Genomic DNA, 15,628 nt, shown 5'->3' with positions numbered 1-15,628 from the left:
CAACCCCGACCAGGCACGTAACGTGCTGGGGTTGTGGCCATACGTCAAGAACCACAAAGTAGACGCGAACATCGTTACAACACTTTACTCATGCCCCAAAACACTATTTGGGATGAAGTCAAGTCATCGGCTTATTAGTACCAGTCAGCTCCACACGTTACCGCGCTTCCACATCTGGCCTATCAACCCAGTCATCTACTGGGAGCCTCACAGGAGTAAACTCCTACGGAAATCTCATCTTGAGGCCGGCTTCCCGCTTAGATGCTTTCAGCGGTTATCCATCCCGAACGTAGCCAACCAGCCATGCCCTTGGCAGAACAACTGGCACACCAGAGGTTCGTCCAACCCGGTCCTCTCGTACTAGGGTCAGATCCTCTCAAATTTCCAACGCGCGCAGAGGATAGGGACCGAACTGTCTCACGACGTTCTAAACCCAGCTCGCGTACCGCTTTAATGGGCGAACAGCCCAACCCTTGGGACCGACTCCAGCCCCAGGATGCGACGAGCCGACATCGAGGTGCCAAACCATGCCGTCGATATGGACTCTTGGGCAAGATCAGCCTGTTATCCCCGAGGTACCTTTTATCCGTTGAGCGACAGCGCTTCCACAAGCCACTGCCGGATCACTAGTCCCGACTTTCGTCCCTGCTCGACCTGTCAGTCTCACAGTCAAGCTCCCTTGTGCACTTACACTCGCCACCTGATTGCCAACCAGGTTGAGGGAACCTTTGGGCGCCTCCGTTACTTTTTGGGAGGCAACCGCCCCAGTTAAACTACCCACCAGGCACTGTCCGAAAACCCGATCAGGGTTCGTCGTTAGATATCCAATATGACCAGAGTGGTATTTCAACAATGACTCCACGAACACTAGCGTGCCCGCTTCACAGTCTCCCACCTATCCTACACAAGCCACACCGAACACCAATACCAAGCTGTAGTAAAGGTCACGGGGTCTTTCCGTCCTTCTGCGCGTAACGAGCATCTTTACTCGTACTGCAATTTCGCCGAGTTTACGGTGGAGACAGCTGGGGAATCGTTACGCCATTCGTGCAGGTCGGAACTTACCCGACAAGGAATTTCGCTACCTTAGGATGGTTATAGTTACCACCGCCGTTTACTGGGGCTTAAATTCACAGCTTCGCAGACAAGTCTGCTAACCGCTCCTCTTAACCTTCCAGCACCGGGCAGGCGTCAGTCCGTATACGTCCACTTGCGTGTTAGCACGGACCTGTGTTTTTAGTAAACAGTCGTTCCCCACTGGTCTCTGCGGCCACCACACCCTTTCCGGAGCAAAGCCCGTATAAGTGGATGGCCCCCCTTCTCCCGAAGTTACGGGGGCATTTTGCCGAGTTCCTTCACCATAATTATCTCGAGCTCCTTAGTATTCTCTACCTGACCACCTGTGTCGGTTTGGGGTACGGGCAACTAGCAACCTCACGTCGATGCTTTTCTCGGCAGCATAGGATCAATGACTTCCCCATACGGGTCCCCATCGCATCTCACCCTTATATGCGGGACGGATTTGCCTATCCCGCAGGCTACATGCTTAGCCCGGGACAACCATCGCCCGGGATCACCTACCTTCCTGCGTCACACCTCACGCTCACCACCCCAGTTCGGGTTCGCAGCCGCCACCCCACATCACCCGAAGGATCCATGAAGCTTTGGTTTGCTTAGCACTACTAGTTAGGTCTTGAACGGTTACCAGCCGGTACGGGAATATCAACCCGTTGTCCATCGACTACGCCTGTCGGCCTCGCCTTAGGTCCCGACTTACCCAGGGAAGATTAGCTTGACCCTGGAACCCTTGGTCTTCCGGAGGACGGGTTTCTCACCCGTCTTTCGCTACTCATGCCTGCATTCTCACTCGTGTGGCATCCACGGCTGGTTCACACCGCCGCTTCACTCGCCACACGACGCTCTCCTACCCATCCATACGGCTGGACCACGAAGGCCTACCTGTTATATGAATGCCACAACTTCGGTGGCGTGCTTGAGCCCCGTTACATTGTCGGCGCGGAATCACTTGACCAGTGAGCTATTACGCACTCTTTCAAGGATGGCTGCTTCTAAGCCAACCTCCTGGTTGTCACAGCAACTCCACATCCTTTTCCACTTAGCACGCGCTTTGGGACCTTAGATGGTGATCTGGGTTGTTTCCCTCTCGACTATGAAGCTTATCCCCCACAGTCTCACTGCTGCGCTCTCACTTACCGGCATTCGGAGTTTAGCTGACGTCAGTAACCTTGTAGGGCCCATCGGCCATCCAGTAGCTCTACCTCCGGCAAGAAACACGCAACGCTGCACCTAAATGCATTTCGGAGAGAACCAGCTATCACGAAGTTTGATTGGCCTTTCACCCCTATCCACAGCTCATCCCCTCAGTTTTCAACCTAAGTGGGTTCGGCCCTCCACGCGCTCTTACACGCGCTTCAGCCTGGCCATGGATAGATCACTTCGCTTCGGGTCTAGGACATGCGACTGAATCGCCCTATTCAGACTCGCTTTCGCTACGGCTTCCCCACACGGGTTAACCTCGCCACATATCGCTAACTCGCAGGCTCATTCTTCAAAAGGCACGCTGTCACAGCAACAAGGCTGCTCCAACGGATTGTAAGCAAACGGTTTCAGGTACTATTTCACTCCCCTCCCGGGGTACTTTTCACCTTTCCCTCACGGTACTAGTCCGCTATCGGTCATCTGGGAGTATTTAGGCTTATCAGGTGGTCCTGACAGATTCACACGGGATTTCTCGGGCCCCGTGCTACTTGGGATACGCCTCGCGCAGCCAGATCATTTCGGGTACGGGACTCTCACCCACTCCGGTCCGCCGTTCCAAGCGGTTCCCCTATAACCTGAACATTCACGCTAGAAGCATGGCAGCGCTCCTTGAAACGTCCCACAACCCCGATGATGCAACCCCTGCCAGGTATCACACACCACCGGTTTAGCCTCATCCGGGTTCGCTCGCCACTACTACCGGAATCACATGTTGTTTTCTCTTCCTGTGGGTACTGAGATGTTTCACTTCCCCACGTTCCCTCTACCCGCCCTATATATTCAGGCGGGAGTCACCAGCTACGCACGCGCGCTGGCGGGGTTTCCCCATTCGGAAATCCTCGGATCACAGCCCGTTTATCGGCTCCCCGAGGCTTATCGCAGATTACTACGTCCTTCTTCGGCTCCAGATGCCAAGGCATCCACCGTTTGCTCTTCGAAACTTGAAATCACATAAGTAAATTATTTAGAAACACGTAAGATCCGAAAATCTCACGTGACCAATGAGACACACACCACAACCTCGAAAGGTCAGGTGCGTGTATCGAAGATGCTCGCGTCCACTGTGTAGTTCTCAACGTACGGTCAATCCCTGGACAACTAGACAACACGTTCTAGACACCAGGGCTGAAGAAACCAAGCACCACCAACACCCAAAAAGCATCAGCAGGTCTGGGTCTCCAGGACCCAACAGTATGCACTTAATGAAGCAATCACCAACTCACCCAAGCTTTCCTCCCACACCCGTAAAAAACGGACATGATGTACTCACACCGGCGAGCTAATCACAGCTTGCTTTATCAAATGTTCCACCCATGAGCGGTTACGCATCACACGATCGGTGATGAACGCACCATTCTGCAGCAACCATGTTGCTGAGTGCTCCTTAGAAAGGAGGTGATCCAGCCGCACCTTCCGGTACGGCTACCTTGTTACGACTTAGTCCTAATCACCAGTCCCACCTTCGACGGCTCCCTCCACAAGGGTTAGGCCACCGGCTTCGGGTGTTACCGACTTTCATGACTTGACGGGCGGTGTGTACAAGGCCCGGGAACGTATTCACCGCAGCGTTGCTGATCTGCGATTACTAGCGACTCCGACTTCATGGGGTCGAGTTGCAGACCCCAATCCGAACTGAGACCGACTTTTTGGGATTCGCTCCACCTCGCGGTATCGCAGCCCTTTGTATCGGCCATTGTAGCATGCGTGAAGCCCAAGACATAAGGGGCATGATGATTTGACGTCATCCCCACCTTCCTCCGTGTTGACCACGGCAGTATCCCATGAGTTCCCACCATAACGTGCTGGCAACATAGGACGAGGGTTGCGCTCGTTGCCGGACTTAACCGAACATCTCACGACACGAGCTGACGACAACCATGCACCACCTGTAACCGAGTGTCCAAAGAGTTCTGTATCTCTACAGCGTTCTCGGTTATGTCAAGCCTTGGTAAGGTTCTTCGCGTTGCATCGAATTAATCCGCATGCTCCGCCGCTTGTGCGGGCCCCCGTCAATTCCTTTGAGTTTTAGCCTTGCGGCCGTACTCCCCAGGCGGGGAACTTAATGCGTTAGCTACGACACAGAACCCGTGGAACAGGCCCTACATCTAGTTCCCAACGTTTACGGCATGGACTACCAGGGTATCTAATCCTGTTCGCTCCCCATGCTTTCGCTCCTCAGCGTCAGTAGCGGCCCAGAGATCTGCCTTCGCCATCGGTGTTCCTCCTGATATCTGCGCATTCCACCGCTACACCAGGAATTCCAATCTCCCCTACCGCACTCTAGCTTGCCCGTACCCACTGCAGGCCCGGGGTTGAGCCCCGGGATTTCACAGCAGACGCGACAAGCCGCCTACGAGCTCTTTACGCCCAATAATTCCGGACAACGCTTGCACCCTACGTATTACCGCGGCTGCTGGCACGTAGTTAGCCGGTGCTTTTTCTGCAGGTACCGTCACTTTCGCTTCTTCCCTACTAAAAGAGGTTTACAACCCGAAGGCCGTCATCCCTCACGCGGCGTTGCTGCATCAGGCTTGCGCCCATTGTGCAATATTCCCCACTGCTGCCTCCCGTAGGAGTCTGGGCCGTGTCTCAGTCCCAGTGTGGCCGGTCACCCTCTCAGGCCGGCTACCCGTCGTCGCCATGGTGAGCCATTACCTCACCATCTAGCTGATAGGCCGCGAGTCCATCCAGAACCGATAAATCTTTCCACCTACACACCATGCGGTGATAGGTCGTATCCAGTATTAGACACCGTTTCCAGTGCTTATCCCAGAGTTCAGGGCAGGTTACTCACGTGTTACTCACCCGTTCGCCACTCTTCCACCCAGCAAGCTGGGCTTCATCGTTCGACTTGCATGTGTTAAGCACGCCGCCAGCGTTCGTCCTGAGCCAGGATCAAACTCTCCGTAAAAAATTACATGCCCACACACACAGCGGAATAAGCCATGCAAGCGAGCGAGTTTAACCTGACAACAGAAACTCATCAATACTGACGAAATTTCTTTGTTATCCAAAAAAGGAATCTCCAACACCAAACCAGAAAGCTTGATGCCGGGGATAATAAATTGGCATTTGACAATTTAAGTGCACACTATTGAGTTCTCAAGATCCAGACACCCACCGTACTCACCCTGAGGCTTTCCGAAGAGCAACTTTTCTATCTTAGACCACCCAGACGCTTTCCCGCAAATCCGTGCCGGCAGCATTCCTGCTACCACCCGAACCCGCCCGGACACATTCCGAAGAACAGTCACATCCAGGTGAAGATGAATCCCATTTTCCCTACCCGCTTTACAAACCAAACTGCGGTTCAAGTGGGGGTGTTGTGTGAGAGATCCTTGCCGCCAGTCGCGATTTCCGCGCCGGCCAACAGATGAATACATTACGCGGGAAACACCCGCCACACAAATCCATGCGGGGGCCGCGACCCGGATCCCTGTCACCGCGCCGATCTACCCCCACCGCCGGGCGTGTCACATCGCTACTCAACGCCGCCAGTCGACGTTTCGCTCACGACACTGAGCCTGTCGCCTTCGCCATACTGCTCTTTGAGAACCCGCAAGTTGGCCCAGCTCTCGACCGCGGTGATGCCAGGCTCCGCGCGCAGGGCATCGGTCACAGCGATGAGCTCCGTCGCAGACTCCCGCGAGAAGGTCGCGACGAAGTTGTAGCTTCCGACTGTCACAGCGAGAAACTCGGGCTCCAGGTCGCGGAGAAACTGAAGCATCTCCCCCGTCGCTAGTCGGCTCCTGATTCCCATGCCGATAGATGGTGTCTCGCGCTGGTGATCTCTGACGGGCATCGCAACCACCTTCACGACGCCCGCACGCTTGAGTCGCTCAAACCTGAGGCGCGCACCTCCCGGCGACAGCCCCGCGGCCTCCCCCAGTTCGCGATAGCTCGCCCGCCCGTTGAGTTGCAGGTGGGCGATCACCGCGCGATCCTGACTGTCGACTTTGAAGTCAGTGTGGCCAGTTCGAAGCGGTGAGTAGCGATTTACCTCGATGCTCTCGTACATGTGCGTGCGCACACTGCGCACCCCCGGAATGCCCTGGATCGTCGCGAGTACGTCGCTGAGATGCGGGTCGGCTCCGACTCTGACCTCCACGTCGATCGGAAACACCCCCGCGACGTCTGCGACAAAGCTCGACTCGGGCAGGGCGACAAGGGCCTGTCGCACAGGCTCCACCGCCCCCTCGACTGCGACCTGCAAGTACGCGAACCGTTCAAGCCCAAGCAGGTCGGGGCTGATCGACACCGTGAGTCGCAGCTCATTCGAATCGACTGCCTGCTGCACAACCTGGGTGACGAGCCGGCGCGTCACGCCAAGACTCGCGGCTATGCGCGAGTAACTCGCGCGGCCGTCCTCTTGCAGTGCCCGCAGGATCTCCCCGCGCAGAGCCAATGCCGCCTCACCGGTCACATCTGCCACGGTTGGCTCCCACTTCCGTTTTCCTTGAATTCGCAAATCATCACCGAACTTCGCCGAGTAGGTCCAGTTGCGTAGCCATTTGCTCGCTGTTGCGCTCAATACATCAGAGCGTAAGCCATTGACGTGCATTTTCGCTCGCGCATCCTGTCTCCCCAACGTAGGCTACGAAGTCGCCCGCGTTTGCGGCATCCAACGAAGGGACTCGTCATGGCAGTGGTGGCATGTAGCCAATTCACCCCGATACTCGGGGCGGTGCGCGAAAACGTCGATCGCTCACTCGAGCTGATCCGTGACGCAGCCGGCCGCGGTGCGCAGGTTGTTGTGCTCCCCGAACTCGCAAACTCCGGCTACGTCTTCGTCGACACCGCCGATGCGGCAGCCGCGAGCGAGCCTGCAAACGGTGAGACTGTCGCCCGCTGGCGCGAGGCCGCGGAAGAGCTCGGCATCGTGATCGTCGCGGGCTTTGTCGAGGCGAACCCACACGGTGCCCCATACAACAGCGCCGCGCTTGTCATGCCAGGCGCCGACCCGGTGATCTACCGCAAGGCACACCTGTGGGATCGAGAGCGACTGATCTTCACCCCGGGTGACGGCCTGCCGCCGGTCGTCGACACCCCAGCCGGGCGCATCGGAGTGATGGTCTGCTACGACCTCGAGTTCCCCGAGTGGGTGCGGATCGCCGCACTGCAGGGCGCCGACCTCATCTGCGCCCCGGTCAACTGGCCAACAGTGCAACGCCCCAACGGCGAGCGCCCAGGCGAGGTCGTTCGAGTGCAGGCAGAGGCGTCAATGAATCGTGTCGCCATTGCGGCGTGCGATCGTGGCGGCAACGAGCGCGGAGTCGAATGGTCGGGTGCCTCGGTCATCGTCGACGCAGACGGCTGGCCCCTCGCGCTCACCGAGCGAGCGGGCGACCGCCGCCGCGCGACAGCCCACCGCGCCGCAACCGACGACGCCGCAGCCGGTCCGGATCGCATCGACGCTCCGACGACCCTCTACGCCGACGTCGACCTTGCGGCAAGCCGGGTCAAGCGCATCGCAACGTACAGCGACGTCATCGCAGATCGTCGCCCTGAGCTTTACGAACGCTACACACACTGACCACGCGCCCCGCGCGCCAACGGCCCGGGGCAGATCCCACTTCCCGCAACGATCGCGGGAAACCGATAGTTAAGGATAATGATGTCTTCAGACACTTCAACGCCACGCACGGGCGTGATCGAGACCCGCTCGATCGACGTCGTGCCGCTCGAGGAACGCCACGGCAAAGTCTGGCACCAGGGCCCATTCTGGTTCACCGGAAACTTCGTACTCACGACGATGGTCGTCGGGTTCACCGGGCCGAGCCTCGGGCTGAGCGTGTGGTGGACAGTGCTCGCGGTGGTGCTCGGCGCCGGCTTCGGTACGTTCTTCATGGCGTTCCACGCGAACCAGGGACCCACGATGGGGCTCGCACAGATGATCCAGTCGCGCGCGCAGTTCGGTAGCCGCGGCGCTGTCGTACCGTTCATCGCGACGGTCTTTGTGTACATCGGATTCCTGGTGTTCGACACGATCCTCGTCACGCAGGGCATCGGCGTCTACTCCGAAGCGACGTGGTTCTGGTACCCGATCATCATTGCGGTCTCGATCGTCATCGCCGTCGTGGGGCACGATCTGCTGCACTTCATCCAGCGCTGGCTCACCTACGCGCTCGTCGCCGTGTTCGCGATCATCACTGTCTTCGCAATCGTGCACTTCACTCAGGCCCCCATTGATCCGGCCGCCGCCGTGGCGACCGCGGGATGGAGCACCTCAGCGTTCCTCATCCAGTTCTCGCTCTCCGCCGGCTACAACATCAGCTACTCCGTCTACGTCTCTGACTACACGCGCTACCTGCCGGTGAACGCCTCGGCCCCGAAGCTCATCTCCTCCGTCTACGCGGGTGCCGGGCTCTCTGCGATCTGGCTGATGTCGCTCGGCGCGGTGCTCGCGAGCTACATTCCGGGTGCGGATCCGATTGGCACTCTCCGCGAGGTTGGCGACATGATCGTGCCCGGGTTTGGCACAGTCGCGGTGCTTGTTTCGGTACTCGCGCTCGTGTCAATCATGGGCGTGAACGCATACGGCGCCATGCTTACCGGCGCGAGCGCAATCGACGGCTTCACACCGGTGAAGCCGACAGTGAAGATGCGCGTCATCGCGCTCACCATCGTTGGCATCATCACCCTCGTCATCGCGCTCGCGATCCCCGACAATTACGTCGACAGCTTCAACAGCTTCGTCGGGCTCATGCTCTACTTCCTCGTGCCGTGGTCAGCGGTCAACCTCGTCGACTTCTACCTGGTCCGGAAGGGTCGCTACGCGCTGACAGACATTGTGAACCCGCGCGGCGGCGTGTACGGCAAGTGGGCCTGGCGCGGAGTCGCAGCCTACGCACTCGGTTTCGTCGCGATGATCCCGTTCTTCTCGCTCTCGTTCTACACGGGCCCAGTCGCGAATGCGCTCGACGGCGCTGACTTCTCGTTCGCGATCGGCCTCGTCGTCTCTGGCGTCTCCTACTACCTGTTCTCGCTGCGTCGCGACACGTCGGCCGAGGAGAAGGCGATCGCTCGGAGCCAGGAAGTCTTCGGCACCTGGCACCGCTAGGCCGGTGAGCAAGGGGGTCCGGCAGCAATTCGGGCCCCACGGAGTTGGCAGTTGTTGTCGCTTGCACGATCAGCAAGCGACAACAACTGCCAACTCCGTTTGGGGCTACTCCGCGCTCTTGAGCAGCGGCTCCGAATCGCGACCGAGCACTGCCGCTCGCGACGCGGTTCCGGTGCGCAGCCAGTCGAGCACGTTGCGCGCGGGGTCGAGCGTGTAGTGCTCGAGCGAACCGTCTGAGAGGAACGCGACGTGCGGGGTGACGATCACGCGCGGGTCGTTTCGCAGCGGGTGGTCGGCGGCCGGGGGCTCGCCGTGCAGCACGTCGACGGCCGCACCGCGCAGCTGGCCCGAGTCGAGCGCCGCGGTGAGCGCAGCGGGATCAACGAGCTCACCCCGCGAAACGTTTACGAGGCTCGCGCCCGGTCGCATCGCAGCGAACGCGGCCGCATCGATCGCGCCGTGGGTGTCGGCTGTGAGCGGCAGATGCAGTGACAGCACATCCGACTCCGCGATGAGGGTGTCGCGATCCACGAGTTCGACGCCGTGCACGGGCGCACTCACGAAGGGGTCGTGCGCGATCACCCTGGCGATGCTTGGGCCGGCGACCTGGGCGAGCCGCTGGGCGATGCGCCCAAACCCGAACAGGCCAAGCGTGAGCCCGCTGAGCCGGCGCGGCACGGCGGTCACGTCATCGGTCCAGCCGCCGGCAGCCGTCACCGCAACGCTCCCTCGCAGGTCGCGTTCGAGGGCGAGCATGAGCGTCAGCGCGTGCGCGGCGACCTCCTCTGTCGCGGCGTCCGTGAGATTCACGATCCAGATGCCGCGCGCCTCGGCAGCCGCGCGGTCGATCATGTCGAAGCCAGCACTCATCGTCGCGATGAACCCGACGTTCGGCAGGCGTTCGAGGAGAGCCTCGTCGATCCGCGCGTATCCAACGACGAGCGCGACCGCCCGCTCGGCGCCCGCTGGAAGCTCCTGCGGTTCGCCCGCGCGCGAGGGCAGCTCGGCGAGAAGCGTCTCGCAGCCAGCGGCTTCGAGGAGCGCTCGGCCGGGCGCCGGGTCGAGGTCGGTTTCGTCGGTGAAGATGACAAGCGGCCGGGTCATGCTGCGGCCCCGTTCGCGCCGGTGAGGCGGTCGAGGTGCGTCGGTGCGAAGAGCTCAAGCACAGCAGGCAGCACGACGACCCGGGGGCCGCCTGCCGCGAGGGCGCGCGCGACTGTCGCCGGGGCGTCCTCGAGCGTCGTCTGCTCGGCCGGGATGCCGAACGACTCGGCGAGCGCGACGTAGTTCGGTCGGGTGAGCTCGGTCGCGGTTGCCGCGCCGAACGCGCCCTCCATGTACTCGCGCAGCACGCCGTATCCGCCGTCGTCGACGATGAGCCAGACGACAGGCAGGTCGTGCTGGGCCGCGACGGCGAGCTCGGCGATGCCGTAGAGCGCTCCGCCGTCGCCGGAGACCGCAAGGACGGAACCGGTCTCGCCGTTGATCCTGCGCCCGAACGCGGCACCGAGCGCCGCGGGGAAGCCGTAGCCGAGCCCGCCAGCGCCCTGCGCAGACGCGAACTCGACGCCACGGGCGTCCCACGCCGACCACGCCCAGTAGGCGAGGATCGTCATGTCCCAGTAGACTTTCGTGTCATCCGAGACAGCCTCGCGCAGTCCGCGCACGAGCGCGATCTCGGCTTCGCGGCCCTGGCCTTCGACGCGGCTGAGCACGGTGCCCAGCAGCGATTCGATGCTCGCCGTCGCAGCCTGACGGCGCTCGGGCGTCGACCCGCGACCTGCCGCCGCCACCGCGGCGTCCAGGCTCGCGAGCGCGAGCTTCGCGTCGGCGTGGATCCCGATGCCTGGGTGGTTCGACCCCAGTTTGCCGAGGTCCGCTTCGATCTGGATCACGCGACCGTGGGGGCGGAACGTGTGGTAGTTGCTCGAGAGCTCGCCGACACCGCTGCCGACGATGACGAGCACGTCTGCGTGCTCGAGGAACTCGGTCGTCGCGATGTCTTCGATCCACCCCTGCGCGGAGAGCGGGTGCCCCCAGGGCAGCGCGGTCTTCCCGCTAAACGTCGTGATGACTGGCGCGTCGAGGCGCTCCGCGAGTGCTGCGAGCTCACGCTGGGCACCCGCACGCACGACGCCGCCGCCGGCGAAAATCACCGGGCGCTCCGCAGCGGCGAGCACGGCCGCGGCGTGGGCGACAGTCTCGGTGATGGGCGCGAGCGGCGTGGGCACCTTCGCGAGAGTCGCGCCTGTGAGCACTGGCACGTCGTGCGCCGAGGCGAGCAGGATGTCCTGCGGTACCTCAACGAGCACGGGGCCCTGCGGTGCCGCGGCCGCGATCCGCCAGGCCTCGGCCATCGCGGTCGGGATCTGCGCCATCGTGCGAACTGTCACGACGTGCTTCACGACGCCACGGAACGACGCTGACTGCTCGGGCAGCTCGTGCAGGTAGCCGTGGCGACCGCCGCCGAGACCTGCAACTGGGATCTGGGCGCTGATCGCGAGGACCGGGATCGAGGAGGCCGCGGCCTCCTGCAGTGCCGCGAGCGAGGTGAGCGCGCCGGGGCCAGTCGAGAGCAGCAACGGCGCGACGTCGCCAGTCACGCGGGCGAGGCCGTCGGCCATGAACCCGGCGTTGTTCTCAACGCGGGCGCTCAGGTAGGCGAGGTCGGAGCGGCGGAGCGCGTCGAACAGGCCGAGCGCGTGCTGGCCAGGGAGCCCGACGACGCCGCGCGCGCCAAGCGCGATGAGCGTCTCAAGCACGACGTCGCCGCCGATGCGCTTGCCGGTGTCTGGTGTCTGAGTGGTCATTGGTTCCTCCGTAAGAACTGTGGTGAGCAGGCACTCAGGGGGAAGGGAGCCGGTCCCGCGGGCGTGCCCTCCGCGGGACCGGTGAGGTGTTCTCGAGCGTTAGCGCTCGACGTCCGTGTAGACGACGTCGTTGACTGCGGTGCGGTCGTCGAGGCTCAGCCGGTGGGTCCACTCGTCGAGCACCTGCGGCGCGACGGGCTTTGTGCAGAGGCTCACGACGACGTAGGTGACGAGGCTCGCAAGCAGGCTGAAGTAGATCGGCTCGTTCGCGAGGATGCCCCAGATGAACATCGAGACGACGACGGTCACGGTGCCGACGAGCATGCTCGCGAGCGCACCTGCGCGTGTGCCGCGCTTCCAGAACAGGCCGCCAACGATCGCGACGAGCAGGCCGCCGACCAAGATGTCGTACGCGATGGTGAGCGCCGCGACGACGTCACTGACAAGCGTCGAGATGAACATCGTGACGCCTGCGAGCACGAAGATGGTGACGCGGTAGCTCACGAGGCTGTCGCCTGCGACGTGCCCGTCCTCGATCTTCGCCTGCTTCGGCTTCATACCGAGCACGCGCCGCATTGCCGGCATGAGGTCGGACGTGAACACCGTCGCCGACGCGATGAGCGCCCCGCTCGCGGTCGACATCATCGCCGAGAGCGCGGCTGCGAGCACGATGCCGCGGACGCCGGGCGGCAGCATCTCCTGCGCCATGAACGCGAACGCGTCGTCGCGGTTCGGCATATCGGGGAAGAGCACGCGCGCTGCCATACCGATGAGGGCACCGGCAAACGCGTAGAGCAGGCAGTAGACGCCCGAGGAGATGCCGCCCCACTTCGCGACGCGCGGGGTGCGGGCGGTGACGACGCGCTGCCAGATGTCCTGGCCGATGAGCAGGCCAAGGGTGTAGACGATGACGTAGGTGACGATTGTCATTCCGCCGATCGACCACGGCGAGAAGAACGAGTCACCGAGGCGCTCACGGATGCCAGCCCAGCCGCCTGCCTCGTCGGATGCGGTCATGAGCGCGATCGGCAGCAGCAGCAGGAACATGCCGACAGTCTTAATGACGAACTGCACGACGTCGGTCATGGTGATCGACCACATACCGCCCATGATCGAGTAGATTGCAACGATCGAGCCGCCAATCACGACGCCCCACACGTTCGAGATGCCGAACAGCACGTGGAAGATCGTTGCGTACGCGAGGGTCGATGTCACGGTGAGCATGAGCGTGTACAGGAACATCACGATGCCCGAGATAAGCCCGTTCGAGCCGCCGTAGCGCAGGTCGAGCATCTCGGTGACCGTGGTGACCTTGAGCTTCACGATGCGCTTCGCGAGGAACACGCTCAAGACGAGGATGCCGAGGCCGATGCAGGTGACGAGCCAAGCGCCCGAGATACCGTACTCCCAGCCGAGGCCGATGCCGCCAACCGTCGATGCGCCGCCGAGCACAATTGCGCTCATCGCGCCCGAGTACATGAAGCCGCCGAGCCTGCGGCCTGCGACGAGGTAATCGCTCTTCGACTTGGAGCGCTTCATGCCCCAATAGCCGACGCCGAGGATGCCGACGAGATACGCGGCAATGATGATGTAGTCCAGGACCACAGTGTCCTCCTTGATCCGGTGGTGTGGATCGACACCGATCCGTGGTGTCGACGCCGACTGCGTGTTTCTTCTAGGGAAGGTACCTAGGATTCGCGCGGAACTCGCCGACGATTTATCCTAAAATTGACCAGCGATGGGTCAAAAGAACTTTTCGTGGAGGCAGTGTGCACGACGAACCCGACTATTTCGACAGGGCAACGGTGCCACTCGCCACGCTCCTCGACGAGCCATCGCTCCAGGCCGAGCTTGCCTCGCCCGCACCTCGCGTACTCGCGACTGACGCCAGACTTGCCGCGCAGATCCGCAGCACACCGGTGGCCGCCGCGATCGTGATCGAGCTTGATGACCCGGGTCAATACATGCTCCCCGGAGACCTGCTCATGGTGACCGGCCTCGCATTTTCAGGCGACGCTGAGCACGACCGCGACTACATCGCGCGGCTTCGCGCGAGCGGGGTCTCCGCGCTCGTCTTCGGGCTCGAGCCGGTGCACGCGGAGATTCCGCCGACGCTCCTCGCCGCCTGCCGCGAAGCGAACTTCCCGCTCATCGTGCTCCCTCCCCCGATCTACTTCGCGGCAGTCACGAGCATCGTCAACCGCGCACTCGAGACCGAGCGCACCCGCGCGCTCGAACACATGAACACGCTCGCCAGGCATCTCACCGAGGCAGTGCTGCAGCACCGGCCTGCCCAGCGGCTCGTCGAGCGGCTCGCAACAGAGCCCGGCAGCTGGGCCGCGCTTCGCATCGGGGACGAGCTGTACCTCGGCGGGGTTGTGCCAGACGAGCTGGCGCTCGCCGAGATGTTCACCGAGTTCGACGAGCGCCTCCGCCGCCCACGTGGCGCAAAGGGCGGCGCTTCGACAGCGTTCACGACCCTGCGCACGGCCGGTGCCGAGTACGAGGTCGCCGCGCACGAGGCGACGCCACGCACATCACGAAATCGCAGCGTCGACGGCAACGCGATCCTGACAATCGGCCGCGCCCCCAGGCTCACGAGGATCGACCTCACGGCGCTGCAGCTCGCCGCGAACCTCGTCGGCCTCCTTCTGCAGCTTCCTGCCGCGCAGTCGATGGCGGTCGACCAGCTCCTCATGCAGCTGCTTATGGAGCGGCACGGCTCCCAGCTTCTCGGTGCCGAGCGCGATAGGTTCGCGCGACTGCTCGCGAACTCACTCGGGGGTGGTTCGAAGACAGCGCACGCAGTCATCGCGATGCGGGATCCGAACGCAGCAGCCATCGGCGACCCAGTCCCGGCCGGCGAGACCGTCGCGTCCGACACGAACTGGCTGCGCCAGCTCTTGCACACCCCACTCGTCGAACACCGCTCCAAGCAACTCAGAGCCTTCGTCGCGAGCGCCCCAAGCCAGAGTGAGCTCCAGCACGCGGGGCAACTCGGATGGCTTCTCGCCGTGAGTAAGCCCCATCCACTGCTTGAGCTCCCGACCGCAATGCAGGAAGCAGAGGTGCTCGCTCGAGCCGCGCTCCACATCGGGAGCCACGTTGACGGGACCGCCCCGCCCGCTGAGGCGAGCTGGCCGCTCGGCGCGGCCGCAGACCCGGCCGTCGCCCGCGCGGCGGCTACCCAGTGGCTCGCGCCGATCCTCACGGCAGAGACCGCGGAGCAGCGCGCGGCGCTCACGAGCTGGCTGCACCAACACGGCTCGTGGGATCGCAGCGCCCGCGAGCTCGGCGTGCACCGCAACACTGTCAGGCGACTCGTTGGCGACGCTCAGCTCCGCCTCGGGCGCGACCTCGACGACCCACTCGAGCGGGCCCGGGTACTCCTCGCACTCACTGCGCTCGCGGCGGATTCGCCGCCAGGGGTGCCTCCCGGAGGCAGCTCCGCAACCTAGGCCTGCGCCTCTGCCGGCGG

At 62.3% G+C, this 15,628-nt stretch carries 7 protein-coding genes and 2 rRNA genes; 3 read left to right on the top strand and 6 right to left on the bottom strand.

The window, feature by feature from the left end; translation table 11 throughout:
- Positions 1 to 114: 114 nt before the first annotated feature.
- The 3 genes from KI794_RS02865 to KI794_RS02855 form a co-directional block, all read right to left on the bottom strand.
- Positions 115 to 3,227: ribosomal RNA gene (locus KI794_RS02865) — 23S ribosomal RNA — on the bottom strand.
- A gap of 441 nt (positions 3,228 to 3,668) precedes the next feature.
- Positions 3,669 to 5,191: ribosomal RNA gene (locus tag KI794_RS02860) — 16S ribosomal RNA — on the bottom strand.
- The 16S and 23S rRNA genes sit together here, the layout of an rRNA operon.
- Positions 5,192 to 5,761: 570 nt before the next feature.
- Complete coding sequence (locus KI794_RS02855; RefSeq protein WP_255809064.1) at positions 5,762 to 6,712, bottom strand: Lrp/AsnC family transcriptional regulator; 951 nt, start codon at positions 6,710 to 6,712, stop codon at positions 5,762 to 5,764.
- Positions 6,713 to 6,919: 207 nt separating this feature from the next.
- Here KI794_RS02855 and KI794_RS02850 point away from each other — a divergent pair, with 207 nt between their 5' ends.
- Positions 6,920 to 7,813, top strand: coding sequence for a nitrilase-related carbon-nitrogen hydrolase (locus KI794_RS02850; RefSeq protein ID WP_255809063.1), 894 nt, complete (start codon positions 6,920 to 6,922; stop codon positions 7,811 to 7,813).
- An 81-nt stretch (positions 7,814 to 7,894) separates the two neighbouring features.
- On the top strand, positions 7,895 to 9,340 hold the full coding sequence (locus KI794_RS02845; RefSeq protein WP_255809062.1) for a purine-cytosine permease family protein: 1,446 nt from the start codon (positions 7,895 to 7,897) through the stop codon (positions 9,338 to 9,340).
- A 105-nt stretch (positions 9,341 to 9,445) separates the two neighbouring features.
- Here the strand turns inward: KI794_RS02845 and KI794_RS02840 are convergent, their stop codons facing one another.
- From KI794_RS02840 to KI794_RS02830, 3 genes are all read right to left on the bottom strand, one after another.
- Positions 9,446 to 10,444 (bottom strand): C-terminal binding protein, encoded by a 999-nt coding sequence (locus KI794_RS02840; protein ID WP_255809061.1) that lies wholly within the window; start codon positions 10,442 to 10,444, stop codon positions 9,446 to 9,448.
- Positions 10,441 to 12,150: a thiamine pyrophosphate-binding protein gene (locus KI794_RS02835; RefSeq protein WP_255809060.1), complete on the bottom strand. Its 1,710-nt coding sequence runs from the start codon at positions 12,148 to 12,150 to the stop codon at positions 10,441 to 10,443. Before KI794_RS02835 ends, KI794_RS02840 begins: the two co-directional genes overlap by 4 nt.
- A gap of 99 nt (positions 12,151 to 12,249) precedes the next feature.
- The gene (locus tag KI794_RS02830) at positions 12,250 to 13,755 is read right to left on the bottom strand and encodes a sodium:solute symporter (protein ID WP_255809059.1); all 1,506 of its coding nucleotides are present in this window, start codon (positions 13,753 to 13,755) and stop codon (positions 12,250 to 12,252) included.
- 164 nt (positions 13,756 to 13,919) lie between these two features.
- On the opposite strand from KI794_RS02830, the gene KI794_RS02825 reads away from it, so the two are divergent.
- Positions 13,920 to 15,608, top strand: a complete 1,689-nt coding sequence (locus KI794_RS02825) for a PucR family transcriptional regulator (RefSeq protein WP_255809058.1) — start codon at positions 13,920 to 13,922, stop codon at positions 15,606 to 15,608.
- Positions 15,609 to 15,628: the final 20 nt, after the last annotated feature.

Source organism: Leucobacter aridicollis (assembly GCF_024399335.1).
Taxonomy (GTDB): Bacteria; Actinomycetota; Actinomycetes; order Actinomycetales; family Microbacteriaceae; genus Leucobacter; species Leucobacter aridicollis_A.
The sequence above is the reverse complement of the archived record's forward strand: the minus strand, read 5'-3'. Positions and strand labels throughout refer to the sequence as shown.

What these genes read in the sequence shown, in the direction of transcription:
- KI794_RS02835 (WP_255809060.1), bottom strand. Translation starts at nt 12,150, where the DNA reads ATGACCACTCAGACACCAGACACCGGCAAGCGCATCGGCGGCGACGTC.
- KI794_RS02845 (WP_255809062.1), top strand. Translation starts at nt 7,895, where the DNA reads ATGTCTTCAGACACTTCAACGCCACGCACGGGCGTGATCGAGACCCGC.
- KI794_RS02840 (WP_255809061.1), bottom strand. Translation starts at nt 10,444, where the DNA reads ATGACCCGGCCGCTTGTCATCTTCACCGACGAAACCGACCTCGACCCG.
- KI794_RS02850 (WP_255809063.1), top strand. Translation starts at nt 6,920, where the DNA reads ATGGCAGTGGTGGCATGTAGCCAATTCACCCCGATACTCGGGGCGGTG.